This window comes from Exiguobacterium sp. s122 (assembly GCF_018618475.1).
GTDB classification, from domain to species: domain Bacteria; phylum Bacillota; class Bacilli; order Exiguobacteriales; family Exiguobacteriaceae; genus Exiguobacterium; species Exiguobacterium himgiriensis.
Genome location: NZ_JACSMD010000001.1, coordinates 1413918 through 1428640, shown reverse-complemented (window position 1 = coordinate 1428640; position 14723 = coordinate 1413918). Strand labels below are relative to the sequence as shown.

Sequence of the window (14723 nt, the reverse complement as noted above, 5' to 3'; positions counted from 1 at the left end):
CGATTACGATGTGAAAAGTATGTCAACAGGGGAAGAGGTCGATTGCAATTTATTGGATTCGGGCTTATATTGTTAATGATTTCACATACATTGTTCTTATTTAAATAGGTTCTTACAGAAAGAAGGGTTTGTGACATGGCATCAATGGAAATCCATGCACTCGAATCATTGCGGAAAAAAGCTCAGGCGTCATCGCACATGATTCATTATCGGCCAATGGAATACTTTTTACGGGCGATGCTCGCCGGGATCTTTATCGGGTTCGCCGCCATCTTCACACTAAAAGTCGTCAACGGCATGTATCTGCTTGATTCGCCGTTCACGACGCTCATTGGCGGCTTTTCGTTCGGGATTGCACTCGTCATGATCATTTATGGGGGAGCTGAGCTGTTCACGGGGAATACGATGTACTTCACGACGTCGACGTTGCGCGGATATACGACGCTCAGTGATACGATGCTCGTCTGGTTATTGTGCTTTGTTGGGAATGCAGTCGGCGGAATTTTGTTCGCCATATTGCTTGCCCCGACCGGAATCATTCAAGAACTTGGGATGAACAACTGGTTGTTCGCCGTCGTCGAGAGCAAGATGCACCATACGTCGGTCGAGATTTTCTTCCGTGCCATCTTCTGTAACTGGATGGTGTGCCTCGCGATTTTCTTGCCGAAACAAATGAAGAATGAATTTGCACAAGTCTTTTCGATGATTTTTCTCGTCGCGGTCTTCTTTGCTTCCGGATTCGATCATGTCATCGCGAACTTCGTTTTGTTCGCACTCACCCTCGTCGTCCCACATCCAGAGACAATCAGTTTTGCCGGAGCCATCCACAATTTGATTCCGGCCACGTTCGGGAACATCATTGGGGGCGCTTTGTTCATGGGGGCCATCTATACGTGGTTGAACGCAAAAGGATTACGCGAAGCTCAAGAGTCAGAGGAAGTCGAGTTAACGATCGTCAAACCTGCTAAAGAAGTATGACTTATATCACGAATCATAACAGTCGAGTCCACGCCTAGGATTCAGCTGTTTTTTTGATGAATATACATGAAAAGATGTCACAAAGTCGTCGAGCCTCTAAAAACAAAACCATGACATAATCTATATATAGACGATTTGTTTGTCGTTTTAGCTAATCGATTCAATATATAGTGAGGTGTTGCGGGATGAATTTAATTCGATTGTATGAAGATGTCTGTGTCCTCCCTGACCAGGATTTGGTCCAGGAAAATGCGAACGTGGATGGCAAGTCGCCACTCGGGAAGTTGGCTCGCTTGTCCTCGGAAGTGTCAAAAGAGCTCGCGACGACATACTTGTTGTCAGAACGCTCGCGGCGAGCAATCATCGACAATTTCTTGTATATTCACGATGCAGACTATTACGTGACGGGCTCAACGACGTGTTGCCAAATTCCGCTCGGAGACTTGCTAATGAACGGCTTTCACACCGGACATGGGACGATTCGGCCCCCGAAAGACATCCGGTCGGCGATGGCACTCGCCTCGATTATCCTTCAGGCGAACCAGAACATGCAGCACGGAGGACAGGCGTTCCCAATGTTTGACGTTGATTTAGCTCCCTATGTGGAGAAGACGTATGAACGTCACCTCGAACGACTCCGTCATCTCCCGGTCGAGTTGACGGACACCGAGATGCGTACGATTGCGGAAGAGGAGACGATTACGGCGACGTATCAAGCGTGCGAGGCGTTCATCCACAACGCCAACTCGATGCATTCCCGTGGCGGTGGGCAAGTTCCGTTCGTTTCCATCAACTATGGGACGGATACGTCACGATGGGGCCGAATTTTTATTCGGGAACTGTTACGCGCGACCGAACGCGGTCTCGGGAATGGCGAGACACCGATCTTCCCGATTCAAATTTTTAAAGTGAAAGAAGGCGTCAACTTCCATGAGGGAGACCCAAACATCGACTTGTTCAAACTCGCTTGTCGAGTGACAGGGAAGCGGCTGTTCCCGAACTTTTCCTTCATCGACGCCCCGTTCAACGCGCAATACAATGACGGTACGCCGGAGTCCGAGGTCGCCTATATGGGTTGCCGGACACGCGTGATGGGCAATCGGCACGGCGCTGAGACGTCGATTGGACGGGGAAACTTGTCATTTTCGACACTGAACTTGGTGAAGATGGCCCTCGTTTCTTCTGACATCAAAGCGTTCTATCGTATGCTCAACGACTATTTCGACATCGCAATCGAGCAATTACGCGACCGGTTCGAATACCAGTGCAAACGCCGAGCCGATGAATTCCGTTTTCTTTACGCGCAACATGTTTGGCGTGGCGGCGAGACGCTCGCTCCGGATGACGAGGTCCGCGACGTATTGAAGCAAGGTACACTCTCGGTCGGTTTTATCGGGCTGGCCGAGACGTTACAGGTTCTATTGGGGTCGACCCATGCCGAGTCGCGAGAAGCTGAACGACTTGGCCTAGAGATCGTGACGCATCTAGCCGAGCGGGTGAAAGAAGCGGCCGACCGATATGATCTAAACTTCTCGCTCCTTGCGACCCCGGCGGAAGGGTTGTCCGGCAAGTTCGTCGTGAAAGATCAGGAAGCGTTCGGGATGATTGAAGGCGTGACCGACCGCGCGTTCTACACGAACTCGTTCCACGTGCCAGTCTACAAAGATGTCTCGATTCGTGAAAAAATTAGAATTGAGGCGCCTTACCATGCCCTTTGTGACGCTGGCCATATCACGTATGTCGAAGTCGATGGTTCCCTTGCCCATAATCCGGAAGCCGTCGAGGCAATCGTTAGACTGATGCGTAAACATGACATTGGCTATGGGTCGATCAATCACCCGGTCGATCGTTGTGGGAATTGCGGACTTGAAGGCATCATTGATGAAGCATGCCCGACTTGCGGGGAGTCCGAGCAAATTGAGCGTATTCGCCGTATCACAGGATATTTGGTCGGCACAATGGATCGATGGAACTCGGCAAAACGGGAAGAAGAACGAGCGAGGGTGAAACATGATGCGCGTCCTATCCGTCATTGAAGATTCGGTCGTCGATGGGCCGGGAATCCGTACCGTCGTCTTTACAGCGGGCTGCCCGCATCACTGCCGAGGCTGTCACAACCCGGAGTCATGGAATCCAGCCGGCGGGGAAGAGGTGTCAGTTGAGACACTTCTAGAACAGATCCAAGTGTCTGGGTGGGACGGCGTTACCGTTTCAGGCGGTGAACCGTTTATGCAACCGAAAGAGTTGGCGGCTCTCGTTCGGGGCTGCAAGCGATTGGCAAAAAACGTTTGGGTTTATACCGGGTATACGCTTGAGTTACTTGAACAGATGAATGACGAACACGTGACGGACGTACTCAATCAAGCCGACGTGCTCGTCGACGGGAAATTCATCGAGTCCCTAAAGGACAGATCGCTCCGGTTTCGAGGTTCGAGCAATCAGCGCATCATCTTTTTGAACAAAGTATGATCGGGGCGATTCGTCCCGATTTTTTGTATACTGATACAAAAGGGGGAATTTACATGAAATGGTGTACATATGAACGGGATGGGGAAGCTTCAATCGGTGTCGTCGACGGGAAGAATGTGTATGACGTCAGCAAACAATTACATACGAGCTCGTTGTTAGAAGTGATTGCCCGCGAGTTTGAACCAGACGTCGACTTAGACGTCGCGCCGCGTTATCCGCTCGATTCGATCAAGCTGCTCGCACCGTATCGTCCACTGAAAAATGTTATTTGTATCGGGAAGAATTACGAGGAACACGTAAAAGAGATGGACACGGCTGGTGCCGGGAAGCTCGTCATTTTCACGAAGGCGCCAACAGCAGTGGTCGGACCAGATGCGATTGTCGAACGTCACCCGGAACTGACGGACCAACTTGACTATGAAGGGGAACTTGCTGTCATTATCGGGAAGTCGGGTCGAGACATTGAGAACGTGGAGGAGCACATCTTCGGCTACACCATCCTAAACGACATCACCGCACGGGACGTGCAAAAACAACACGTCCAATTTTTCCGTGGTAAATCGTTCGATACGTTCTGTCCGCTCGGTCCTTACGTCGTCACACCGGACGAGCTCTCGTTCCCGCTCACGATTGAAACGACGGTGAACGGGGAGCTTCGACAGGCCGGTACGACCGCCGACATGATTCGGCCGATTGAAGAATTGATTCGGACGTTGTCGAACGGAATGACGCTCGAAGCCGGTGACATCATTGCGACCGGGACGCCTGCAGGGGTTGGTCACGGGATGAAACCACCTGTTTATTTACAGACGGGCGACACGGTAGAAGTGTCCATTTCAGGAATTGGCTCGCTTCGAAATATCATCGTCTAAAACATTGACGCAAATTGTGAAGAATCTTGTAAACGCTCCGTCAATTCTCGATGCACGGATTTGTTCCGATTATAATCAGGGTAGAGATTAGCACAAACATCATTGAGGAGATGAATCAATATGGAACGAAATGATCATACACCTGAAGATAAACGCCGTGATGATTGGCTCGAGACGGAAATCGGGTCGTCTACACGACCACCTGAACCCCCTCGAACGGAGCAATCAGCCAGACCATCGTTCCTTGGACGGTTGTTCCCAGGCTTTGTTGGTGGTGTCATCGGAGCGCTCGTGACGGGTGCCGTCGCGCTACCGTTTCTCGACCAACCTATATCGAACGTGAACGATACGGCCGTCACTTCGGAAGGGACACCGCTTCAAACGTCCTCAAACGTCGGTGACACGTCGGTGACGGATGCCGTGGCTGCCGCGCAACCCGCAGTCGTGACGGTGAACAATTTTGCGACACAAGGCTTCTCGAACCAGTCGGTCGAAGCTGGTGTCGGCTCTGGGGTCATCTATAAAAAAGAAGGCGACGCCGCCTATATCGTCACAAACCATCACGTCGTCAACGGGGCAGACCGTTTGACGGTCACGTTCAATGATGGGAAAACAGCGGATGCGACACTCATGGGCAGTGATGCGACGTATGACTTGGCCGTCTTGAAAGTCGATGCGGCCGACGTGCCGTCCGTCATCAATATTGGCAAGTCAGGCGAGTTGAAGCCAGGGCAGACGGTCATCGCTATCGGAAACCCGCTCGGCCAGTTCGAGAACTCGGTGACGCGCGGTGTCGTCTCGTCGACGTCCCGACTTGTTCCGGTCGACACCGACGAGAACGGACAAGCGGATTTCAATGCCGAGGTCATTCAGACTGACGCGGCCATCAACCCTGGTAATTCAGGGGGGGCGCTCATCAACGAAGCGGGACAATTGATTGGCATCAATTCGATGAAGATCGCGACGAACTCCGTAGAAGGGGTCGGCTTCTCGATTCCGATCGATATCGCCTTGCCGCTCATCAACCAAATCGAGCAGACGGGCGAAGTGAACCATCCGTCGCTCGGTGTCTCACTCCGCGACGTATCGGAATTTCCGCCGGGATACTTGACTGAACAAATCAATCTACCTGAGTCGGTGACGAGCGGAACGATTATCATCGACGTGCAGGCGAACAGTTCAGCGGCGCGTGCCGGACTTCAAGCCCGAGACGTCATCGTCAAAATCAATGAACAGGACGTCTCGTCGTTCATCGACCTTCGAAGCGAACTCGTTCGCGATACGGACGGTACGGTGTCAATTGAGTACATTCGTGACGGTCAAACCGAGACGGTGGATGTCGAGATTCAAAATGCGAACGGTTCAGCACTGTAAAGGTGGGCATCTTGCCCGCCTTTTTTGATATGCTTAGGGAAAGGAGGGATTCATTTGATTCGTATGTTGTATGGCATCTTGTTTTTAGGTGCGGGCGTCATGCATTTCGTCAACGAGCGCGCCTTCATGTCTATCATTCCGAAGGCTTGGCCGTTCAAGCGGCTCATGGTTCAGGTGAGCGGTGTGATTGAGATTGTGTACGGGACGTTGTTGCTGCTGAATCGGGGCACGCGCTTTGTCAAACGGACGGGAACAGCCTTTTTGATTGCCGTCTTTCCGGCCAACATCAATATGGCGTTAAAACCATCACGTATCGCCGGCAAGTCGATTCCACGTTGGGTGACGTGGATCCGTTTGCCACTGCAATGGGTGCTTATTAAAGGACTGAAGAAGATTTAATACATAGGGGGAAAACAATGGCTACGAACGTATTGACGTGGTTCGACCACTTTCACGCACATCCAGAAGTGAGTTGGAAAGAAGTCGAGACGACGAAGACGATTGCAACGATCTTGACCTCGCTCGGCGTATCGCACGACACGTTCGATGACGTCACAGGTGTTTTGGCAGAAATCGGGGAAGGCGAAGACGTCATCGCGGTCCGGGCGGATATCGATGCGCTCTGGCAACAAGTCGATGGGACGTTTCAGGCGAATCATTCGTGTGGTCACGACGCCAATATGAGCATGGTACTCGGCGCCCTCGACATCTTGAAAGACGAGCCGTTACAAAAACGGATTCGCTTTATCTTCCAACCGGCAGAAGAGCAAGGCAACGGGTCGCTTGCGATGATTGAGAAAGGTGCCTTAGTCAATGTAACAGAACTATACGGGATCCATCTGCGTCCGATCGAGGAGCTCGCACTCGGACAGTTCGCGGCGACGATTCAACATGGTGCCGCCATCTTTTTAAGAGGCAACGTCATCGGCGATGATGCGCACGGGGCGCGTCCACATCAAGGACAAAATGCGCTTGACGTCATGTTCACGATTCATCAACAACTAAAAAATATTTATTTGTCACCGTTTGAACCGCATTCTGTGAAGTTGACCGGGGTACAGGCCGGTAGTGATAACGTGAATATCATTCCTGGAAACGCCTCGTTCTCGATTGACGTGCGGGCCCAATCAAACGATGAATTGCTCGCCTTACGTGACCGCGTCGAGGCGATGTTAGAGCAGATTGAATCGCTTCACGAGGTGACGCTCGAGTGGGAGTGGCAAGACTTCACACCCGGGGCCGTCGTCGGAAAGCGCTCGAGCCGTCATGCAACGGATGCGATCACGACTCGGTATGGAAAAGAGGCGCTCGTTGAACGGATTGTGACATCGGGGAGCGACGACTTTCATTTTTATACAGTGAAACAACCGGAACTCGATGCTACGATGATTGGCATCGGAGCCAACTTGACGCCGGGTCTCCATCATCCGCACATGACATTTGAACGCGCTGTTTTAGAAGAAGGAGCGCTCTTATTGGCGGATACGTTACGCCGGGCTGCCACGACAAAATGAGACGGAAGCGAACCGCTTTCGTCTTTTTTATATTGCCAACGTTAAATGTAAGCGTTATCATATTCCTATTAGCGACAATATAACGACAATTCTGATTATTCGCTAACGGGGAGGAAATTAGATGAATCAGGGGAACAAGCAAGAAATGAAACTCGGATGGGCGCTCTTGCCGCTACTCGTCATGATCGGGGTCATGCTCGTAGCGATTGTATTGCTCGAGCAAGGGCCGCACATCCCGCTCATCATCGGCACGGCAGTGGCATCGATGGTCGCCTACAAACACGGCTTCAAATGGAAAGAGATTGAAGAGATGATGTACAAAGGGATTCGACTCGCCTTGCCAGCGGTCGTCATCATCATTCTCGTCGGTTTAACGATTGGGGCATGGATTGGGGGAGGCATCGTCGCCACGATGATTTATTACGGTTTGACGATTATCTCGCCAGCCTATTTCCTCGTCACGATCTGTTTGATTTGTGCCGTTGTCGCATTATCAATCGGAAGCTCGTGGTCGACGATGGGAACGATCGGTGTCGCTGGCATGGGAATTGGACTCAGCATGGGAATTCCGGCAGCAATGGTCGCGGGGGCGGTCATTTCTGGTGCCTATTTTGGGGATAAAATGTCACCGCTCTCGGATACGACGAACTTGGCTGCCGGTTTGACGCACACGAACTTGTTTGAGCACATCCGGCACATGCTCTATACGACAATTCCGGGATTGTTGATCGCACTTGGTGTCTACTTTTGGCTTGGCAGACGGTTTAGTGCGTCGGGCACCGATTCATCAGACATTACTCAGACACTCGCGATCCTGCAAGACAGCTTCATCGTTTCACCATGGCTTTTATTGATTCCACTCGCGGTCATCGTACTCGTTGCGAAAAAAGTGCCGGCCATTCCGGCGCTCGTCGTCGGAATCACGCTCGGTTTTCTTGCTCAATTTGTCATTCAAGGTGGGACGCTCGCTGACAGCGTCGGGGCGCTGCAGAGCGGCTACGTCATCGATACGGGGAACGAGCTTGTCGATAACTTGTTCAGTCGCGGTGGATTAGATGCGATGATGTATACCGTGTCAATGACGATTGTCGCAATGACGTTCGGCGGCATATTGGAATCTTCGGGCATGCTTCAGTCAATCATGAATCAAATCGTGAAGCTTGCGAAGACGGCGGGTTCGATGATTGCGTCAACGATTTTAGCAGGGTTCGCGACGAATGCGACCTGTTCGGAGCAATACATATCGATTGTCGTACCGGCCCGCATGTTCGCCGGTGCGTATGAGAAGATGGGGCTTCAATCGAAGAACTTGTCTCGGGCGCTCGAAGACGGGGGGACGCTCACATCCGTCTTTATCCCATGGAACACGTGTGGCGTGTTCATCCTCGGGACGCTCGGCGTCGGGGCGTTCGAGTACGCGCCTTACGCTGTTTTGAACTTCATCGTTCCGGTCATCTCAATCGTGTATGCGTTCACCGGCTTCACGATTGCGAAGCTCCATGTGTTACAGACCGTCCCACCGGACGATCAGCAACAAGCGCAATAAACAGGGACGCGTCGTTTGACGCGTCCTTTACGTTGGTAGCTTAAATTTATAGACGGACCGTGGCCTTCCTTGCGCATAACTCATCTCTTCCCCGATCACCTCGACGTAGTCGGCATCAACCAGTTTCTTGATTAGCCGCTCTGTCGTCCGGCGTGACACGTGAAGAAAATCCGTCATCTCTTTGGCGGTAAACTCATGTGTCTGTTTGGCGAATCCGATGATTTTGCTCACGTTTGCCGGACTGATTCCGAGCTGTTTCATCAAGTCGAACGTACGGTCTCCCGTCACACGGTACGAAATCGTCTCATCTCGTCCTGGGAACGATAGCTGTTTCGTGGCATCGATGATTCGAATCGGGTGAAGTGTCGAGGCAGATTGCGCGATTACCGCGTGCGCGTTGGCCGTCTGATAGTCGGGTCCATAGCCGATTCCGATGATTGTCTCCTCATCGACCGGACCGAGTGCGTTTTCTTCTAACGCCCGTTCAATCACACCTTTCGTTGTCAGCAAGGTGGTCTTGTCCGAATGGATTTCGATGTGACCGTAGTGTGGGAACGAAGTCAAATGGTTTTGTAACGTACGTGTCGTCGAGTTATAGTGCACGACAGCGAACTGCGCCGCCTCGGCCTGAGCATGCCGAACTTGTTCAATCAGTTTTTCAATATGATGCACGATGGTACGCGTCGGTTCGATCATGAGCAGGCTGTTGAATCCGGCCTCAATCAGTTCGTCATGTACACGCTCAATACTCGTCACGGCAAGCGTGGCAGCTTCGGGTTGCTTCGACGCATGAAACGTGAAGACGTCCGGGAACGAGACGTCGGGATCAATTTTCATGACGTCGGGTTGGACCACCCCTGGTAAAGTCGCTAAAATCGACGTCAACCGTTCTGGATCGTTCACATCCATCGTCAAACGATCGAGCGGGACGTGCTGCGTAAGGCTCGCATATAGTAGCGTCGTCAACAGCACGGTCTCGTCTTGAACGACGTGATGCGCGAGTATTCCTTTCAAATGGGGAAGGGCATAGGCGTACGGGAACGAACCGGAGAAGAAGACAGCGTCGAACGAACCGAGCTGTTGCGCAATGTTGGCCGCTTCTTTCGGATGTTGATAAGGGAATGGACTGAACCGGACGTCATCAAACGAGACGGCGTTCATAACGGTCGAGACGAACGTGTCAGATCCGACGAGCGCGAGATGGATGGCCATGAAAATTCCTCCTTGCAATTTAGCGACTATTTAACGACAATATAACTAACGAGACGATAGAAGTAAAGGAGCTTGACTATGAGAATTGAAAAGATTGAAGTATATGCTGTCCGATTTCCATTGAAAGTCCCGTTCGTCGTTAGCTATCATCGCTACGATGATATGCCGTCCGTCATTGTCAAAATGACGAGTGCCTGTGGTCACGTCGGATACGGGGAGGCGGTGGCCGATGAGCACGTCACGGGCGAGTCGCTCGAGAGCACGATCACGATCATTCATCGGTTGCTCGGGCCACAGTTAATCGGGGAGAATCCGATGCATATGGAACGAATTCATGATGTAATGGACCGATCCATCCGGGACGTCCCGGCCGCCAAGGCAGCGCTCGATATCGCGTGTTACGACCTTGTCGGCAAGAAGTTTGGATTGCCGGTATACGAACTGATTGGGGGGCGCTATCATGACGCCTTCCCGGTGACGCATGTCCTCAGTATCGGAGACCCTGTCGCGATGGCCGAGGAGGCAACACAACAGCTTGCCGCCGGTTACACCTCCATCAAGATGAAAGTCGGAGTCGACGTCGCTTCTGACGTCGCGCGTGTCGCCGCTGTTCGTCAAGCGGTCGGACCGAATGTCCCGATTCGCGTCGACGTGAACCAAGGCTGGGAAAATGCCGGGAAGACGTTACAGGCAATGCAACAGCTCGTCCCATATGCACTTGACTGGATTGAACAGCCGGTTCGAGCCGATGACTTCGAGGGGATGGTCGAAGTGAAAGCGAAAAGCGTCGTCCCGATCATGATCGATGAAGGCGTGCGCGGCATGCCGGAGATGCGGCGGTTGACGCTCATGCAGGCGGCACATAAAGTGAACATTAAACTGATGAAGTGCGGTGGCATCTATCCGGCGAAAAAACTTGCCCACATTGCAGAAATGTCTGGAATCGAATGTCAAATCGGGTCGATGGTCGAATCATCCATCGCCTCGAGTGCCGGCTTCCATGTCGCCTTTTCAAGTAAAATCGTACGTTCCGTCGAATTGACCGGCCCGCTCCGCTTCGCACAAGATGTCGGGAACTTGCATTACGATTTACCGTTCATCCGATTAAACGACCAACCGGGTCTCGGGATCGAAGTCGATGAAGCGATCCTCGAACAGTTGACGACAGCGCGATACGAGGTGACGGGCTGATGTGGACAGGGGTGTGGAGCGGTCTTACGTTACACGTTCGCCATTTAACGGAGCAAGACTTGCCGGCCATCGAATCTGTCCAACGAGCGGTCATAGCTGAGTTGGCCGAGGCGACTCACTATCAAGCGCTCACGACTGACGAATTTCAAACACTATTGGAAGACCGAACCATCATCGGTGCATTCCGGGATGAGGAATTGATCGCATTTCGTGCGCTCCTCATCCCACCAATCGATGAAGAACATCTCGGGAGGGACATCGGATATCCGGAACAGTCACTCGAGCGCATCATCTATCAGGAAGTGACGAACGTCCATCCGTCGTTTCGGGGATATCGCCTGCAACAGCATCTCGGCCGCCTCTTGATGGAGGCGTTCAGTCAAGACGTCCGATTCGACCTCGTCTGTGCGACGGTCGCTCCGTTCAATATCCCGAGTTTAAAAGATAAGTTCGCCCTCGGACTACGCATCGGCGCATTGAAGCCGAAATACGGGGGCAAATGGCGTTACATCTTTATGAAAGAGCTACACACCGATTGGCAAGGTGACGGATTCGTCACGTCCGTCGAGATGGCTGATACAGCGCGACAAGTACGTCTCTTATTAGATGGGTGGTTCGGGACAGGTATCCGTCAACAAGATGAAACATGGTACGTCGACTATGAAAAACAAGCCTGATCGTTATGATCAGGCTTGTTTTAGTCGAGTAGGAAGAGCACATCATCGGCGAACTTCTCATACGTCCGGTCGCTCGGATGGAATTGATCGGTCGCAAGATCCCTTGATACGTCAGAGACGTAGGCGAACGGATCGATGACGTCGATTCGTTGCGCATTGGCGAATTGTGCGGCCGAGGCGTTCCAATCGAGGATGAGTTGATTGAACGCCTCCCCGTTCTCGTTGTCTTGGAACGGGTTATAGAGCGCAATGTAAATAATTTGAGCGGAATCGTTCAAGCTGCGGATTTCGGTAAAAATCGTATCTAAGTTCGTCTTCGCATCTGTCACGACTTGGTTGATGTCGACCGAGTTGAAGTTATCGACGTTCTCGCCACGGTTGAACAGATCGTTTCCTCCGATCGTCAACGTGATGTATCGGGCATTTTCGATTGTCCGTCGAACTTCGGGCTGCTCGAGTTGAGCGAGGAGGTCCTCGGTACGAGCTCCCGAGACGGCTAGGTTCTGTGACCGGATTCCGTCTTCTTGTAATGCCCGGCTGACCGGTTGCACGTATCCGGCGCCCGATGTCGAGCCGACACCGCGTGTGAGCGAGTCGCCGAGGGCGACGAACACTTCGCCTTCCGGTGCAGGACGGGCATCCTCGTCAATAGAAAGCGTCCGTTCCGGCGGATGGACGATATCTTGATAGCCGATCCACAGCCCGTAAAGCGCCGTTCCCGTCAGGAAGATCGTGCCGATTAAAAACGCATACCACTTTCGATTTTTCATCTGATGACCTCGCTTTCGTTGTCCTCATCATAACAAAAAAAGTTCAACCTGCCCTATGTGAATGTTCGAATAGGACAGACGGGTGTCGTCTCCGCTAGAATGATAAAGAGGTGAGACGATGCAACCAACATTGAAGATTGATCAACTGACTAAAGTGATTGGGAAAAAGACGATTATCGACAATATGTCGTTCGACGTGTTTCCTGGCGAAGTGTTCGGCTTCTTAGGTCCGAACGGGGCAGGCAAGACGACGACGATTCGAATGATAGTTGGTTTAATCAAACCGACGCAAGGGACCGTCTCGATTTGCGGCTACAACGTTGAGCGAGAATTCGTCCAAGCGATGAACCAAATCGGAGCAATTGTCGAAAATCCGGAATTGTACAAGTTTTTAAGCGGCCGTGAGAACTTAGAAGTGTTCGCTCGTATGTTGCCGGACGTGACCGAGGCGAGAATCCAGGAAGTGATTGATCTCGTTGATTTGACGGCACGGATCGATGATAAAGTGAAGACATACTCACTGGGGATGCGACAGCGTCTTGGGATTGCCCAGGCGCTCCTCAATAATCCGCGCGTCCTGATTTTGGACGAGCCGACGAATGGACTCGATCCAATGGGGATTCGAGACTTGCGTCTCTTCATCCGCCGACTCGTCGAAGAAACGGGCTTAAGCGTGCTCGTCTCAAGTCATATTTTAGCGGAAATTGAACTGCTCGCTGACCGTGTCGCCATCATGTCTCGCGGGAAAATCGTGAAGGTCGGAACGGTCGGGGACTTGATTAACGAGCTCGCCTCGACCGTTGACGTTCACGTGCCGGACAGCTTTGAGGCGCTTCCGATTGTGCGCGGCTTTAAGTCAGTGACCCAGGCGGACGTAATCGACGAGCGAACAATCCGTGTCTCGATGAACTTGGAGGACACCGCCCAATTGAACCGATATTTACTCGAGCGGAACGTCGCGGTCGCTGGGTTAGAACGACGCGTCCAAACGCTCGAAGAGTTGTTTATCTCGTTAACCGGGGGTGACCACATTGTCTAATCCTTCAATCATCGGATTGATCCGGAACGAAGTCCTGAAAATTCATCGCAAACGACGCTTGCTTGTCGTCTCGACGATTCTCGTCGTGCTCGTGTCGATGTTCACGTATGCGAATTATCGTCAAATCGAGAAGCAGCGGGAAGAGCAGGGGACGATTGACTGGCGCGTCGATTTGCAGCAAGAGATTATCGATACGCAAAACAGGCTCGCCTCGGCGAATGTGCAAGACGAGTTCCGGCAAATCCTTGAGTTTCGGGTGCAACAGAACCAATATTACTTAGATAACGACATCAATCCGAGTTATCCAGGGGCACCAACGTTCATGCGCGTCTTCTTCTCCCAAGGGACGACGCTCGTCTTGCCGCTCTTCATTATCGTCTTGATGGCAGATATCGTCAGCGGTGAGCATAATGATGGGACGATCAAGACGCTCTTATCTCGACCGGTCCGGCGTTTTAAGATCCTTCTCGCGAAATGGATGACGACGCTTCTTTATACGTCGCTCCTCATCTTTATCACGGCACTCGTCAGTTATGCGATATCCGGTATTGTACTCGGCTGGGACGGGTGGACCGCGCCGATCTTAACCGGGTTCCAAGCCTCCCCGACCGGTACGTTCTCGACCGATTTCGTGCATACGCTGCCGATGTGGCAATATTTGCTCATGTCTGTCGGGCTCTCCTGGTTCGTTGTCGCGGCGGTCGGGACGATTGCACTCATGGTATCGGTCATCGTCAAAAATACGGCGACCGGGATCGGCATCATGATGGCCGTGCTCATTTCAGGTCCGCTTTTGACGTCACTCGGGTCGAACTGGGACAGTTCGAAGTATCTCGTCAACGTCAACTTCGGTCTTCATACCTATCTCGAAGGGCAAGCACCCCCGATCGATGGGATGACGTTACCGTTCTCGCTCGTCGTGATCACGCTCTGGTCATTGGCGGCACTCGCTTACGCGTTTTACCATTTCACGCAAAAAGATGTGTATTGATTCGACGTCGCCCGTTACGGGTGACGTTTTTTTATACAGTGAGAAAGGCGCTGTGGACATTTATAAATAGTCATATTTACTTAATATTTT

Annotated in this window: 14 protein-coding genes; 12 read left to right on the top strand and 2 right to left on the bottom strand. The window is 52.0% G+C overall.

The annotated features are described in order from the left end of the window. The first annotated feature begins 144 nt into the window (after positions 1 to 144). From KNP92_RS07360 to nhaC, 8 genes are all read left to right on the top strand, one after another. The gene (locus tag KNP92_RS07360; protein WP_214840264.1) at positions 145 to 978 is read left to right on the top strand and encodes a formate/nitrite transporter family protein; all 834 of its coding nucleotides are present in this window, start codon (positions 145 to 147) and stop codon (positions 976 to 978) included. A 185-nt stretch (positions 979 to 1163) separates the two neighbouring features. Beyond that, positions 1164 to 3014 (top strand): anaerobic ribonucleoside triphosphate reductase, encoded by a 1851-nt coding sequence (locus KNP92_RS07355; protein WP_214839043.1) that lies wholly within the window; start codon positions 1164 to 1166, stop codon positions 3012 to 3014. After that, positions 2992 to 3447, top strand: a complete 456-nt coding sequence (gene nrdG, locus KNP92_RS07350; RefSeq protein ID WP_211780952.1) for an anaerobic ribonucleoside-triphosphate reductase activating protein — start codon at positions 2992 to 2994, stop codon at positions 3445 to 3447. The genes KNP92_RS07355 and nrdG overlap by 23 nt, the downstream gene beginning before the upstream one ends. Positions 3448 to 3500: 53 nt before the next feature. Next, positions 3501 to 4319, top strand: coding sequence for a fumarylacetoacetate hydrolase family protein (locus tag KNP92_RS07345; RefSeq protein ID WP_214839041.1), 819 nt, complete (start codon positions 3501 to 3503; stop codon positions 4317 to 4319). Positions 4320 to 4439: 120 nt separating this feature from the next. Further along, positions 4440 to 5693: a S1C family serine protease gene (locus KNP92_RS07340; RefSeq protein WP_214839040.1), complete on the top strand. Its 1254-nt coding sequence runs from the start codon at positions 4440 to 4442 to the stop codon at positions 5691 to 5693. Positions 5694 to 5747: 54 nt separating this feature from the next. After that, positions 5748 to 6092, top strand: a complete 345-nt coding sequence (locus tag KNP92_RS07335; RefSeq protein ID WP_214839038.1) for a DoxX family protein — start codon at positions 5748 to 5750, stop codon at positions 6090 to 6092. A 17-nt stretch (positions 6093 to 6109) separates the two neighbouring features. Next, the gene (locus KNP92_RS07330) at positions 6110 to 7207 is read left to right on the top strand and encodes an amidohydrolase (RefSeq protein WP_214839036.1); all 1098 of its coding nucleotides are present in this window, start codon (positions 6110 to 6112) and stop codon (positions 7205 to 7207) included. A gap of 121 nt (positions 7208 to 7328) precedes the next feature. Beyond that, a complete protein-coding gene (gene nhaC, locus KNP92_RS07325) occupies positions 7329 to 8753 on the top strand; it encodes a Na+/H+ antiporter NhaC (RefSeq protein WP_214839035.1) in 1425 nt (474 codons plus the stop codon). 27 nt (positions 8754 to 8780) lie between these two features. Here nhaC and KNP92_RS07320 read toward each other — a convergent pair whose 3' ends face one another. After that, positions 8781 to 9965 (bottom strand): hypothetical protein, encoded by a 1185-nt coding sequence (locus KNP92_RS07320; RefSeq protein ID WP_214839033.1) that lies wholly within the window; start codon positions 9963 to 9965, stop codon positions 8781 to 8783. Positions 9966 to 10043: 78 nt separating this feature from the next. Here KNP92_RS07320 and KNP92_RS07315 point away from each other — a divergent pair, with 78 nt between their 5' ends. Beyond that, positions 10044 to 11156 (top strand): mandelate racemase/muconate lactonizing enzyme family protein, encoded by a 1113-nt coding sequence (locus KNP92_RS07315; protein WP_214839032.1) that lies wholly within the window; start codon positions 10044 to 10046, stop codon positions 11154 to 11156. Continuing rightward, positions 11156 to 11833 (top strand): GNAT family N-acetyltransferase, encoded by a 678-nt coding sequence (locus KNP92_RS07310; protein WP_214839031.1) that lies wholly within the window; start codon positions 11156 to 11158, stop codon positions 11831 to 11833. The genes KNP92_RS07315 and KNP92_RS07310 overlap by 1 nt, the downstream gene beginning before the upstream one ends. Before the next feature lie 20 nt (positions 11834 to 11853). Here KNP92_RS07310 and KNP92_RS07305 read toward each other — a convergent pair whose 3' ends face one another. After that, positions 11854 to 12603, bottom strand: coding sequence for a GDSL-type esterase/lipase family protein (locus KNP92_RS07305; protein ID WP_214839030.1), 750 nt, complete (start codon positions 12601 to 12603; stop codon positions 11854 to 11856). A gap of 118 nt (positions 12604 to 12721) precedes the next feature. On the opposite strand from KNP92_RS07305, the gene KNP92_RS07300 reads away from it, so the two are divergent. Both KNP92_RS07300 and KNP92_RS07295 read left to right on the top strand, forming a co-directional pair. Then, positions 12722 to 13642 (top strand): ABC transporter ATP-binding protein, encoded by a 921-nt coding sequence (locus KNP92_RS07300; protein WP_214839029.1) that lies wholly within the window; start codon positions 12722 to 12724, stop codon positions 13640 to 13642. Beyond that, entirely contained in the window at positions 13635 to 14633 is a 999-nt protein-coding gene (locus KNP92_RS07295; protein ID WP_214839028.1) for an ABC transporter permease, read from the top strand. Before KNP92_RS07300 ends, KNP92_RS07295 begins: the two co-directional genes overlap by 8 nt. Positions 14634 to 14723 lie beyond the last annotated feature (90 nt).

Bases quoted from the DNA above. Each gene is read 5' to 3' on its own strand.
- KNP92_RS07360 (WP_214840264.1), top strand. From the start codon at position 145: ATGGAAATCCATGCACTCGAATCATTGCGGAAAAAAGCTCAGGCGTCA.
- KNP92_RS07355 (WP_214839043.1), top strand. From the start codon at position 1,164: ATGAATTTAATTCGATTGTATGAAGATGTCTGTGTCCTCCCTGACCAG.
- nrdG (WP_211780952.1), top strand. From the start codon at position 2,992: ATGCGCGTCCTATCCGTCATTGAAGATTCGGTCGTCGATGGGCCGGGA.
- KNP92_RS07345 (WP_214839041.1), top strand. From the start codon at position 3,501: ATGAAATGGTGTACATATGAACGGGATGGGGAAGCTTCAATCGGTGTC.
- KNP92_RS07340 (WP_214839040.1), top strand. From the start codon at position 4,440: ATGGAACGAAATGATCATACACCTGAAGATAAACGCCGTGATGATTGG.
- KNP92_RS07330 (WP_214839036.1), top strand. From the start codon at position 6,110: ATGGCTACGAACGTATTGACGTGGTTCGACCACTTTCACGCACATCCA.
- nhaC (WP_214839035.1), top strand. From the start codon at position 7,329: ATGAATCAGGGGAACAAGCAAGAAATGAAACTCGGATGGGCGCTCTTG.
- KNP92_RS07320 (WP_214839033.1), bottom strand. From the start codon at position 9,965: ATGGCCATCCATCTCGCGCTCGTCGGATCTGACACGTTCGTCTCGACC.
- KNP92_RS07315 (WP_214839032.1), top strand. From the start codon at position 10,044: ATGAGAATTGAAAAGATTGAAGTATATGCTGTCCGATTTCCATTGAAA.
- KNP92_RS07310 (WP_214839031.1), top strand. From the start codon at position 11,156: ATGTGGACAGGGGTGTGGAGCGGTCTTACGTTACACGTTCGCCATTTA.
- KNP92_RS07305 (WP_214839030.1), bottom strand. From the start codon at position 12,603: ATGAAAAATCGAAAGTGGTATGCGTTTTTAATCGGCACGATCTTCCTG.
- KNP92_RS07300 (WP_214839029.1), top strand. From the start codon at position 12,722: ATGCAACCAACATTGAAGATTGATCAACTGACTAAAGTGATTGGGAAA.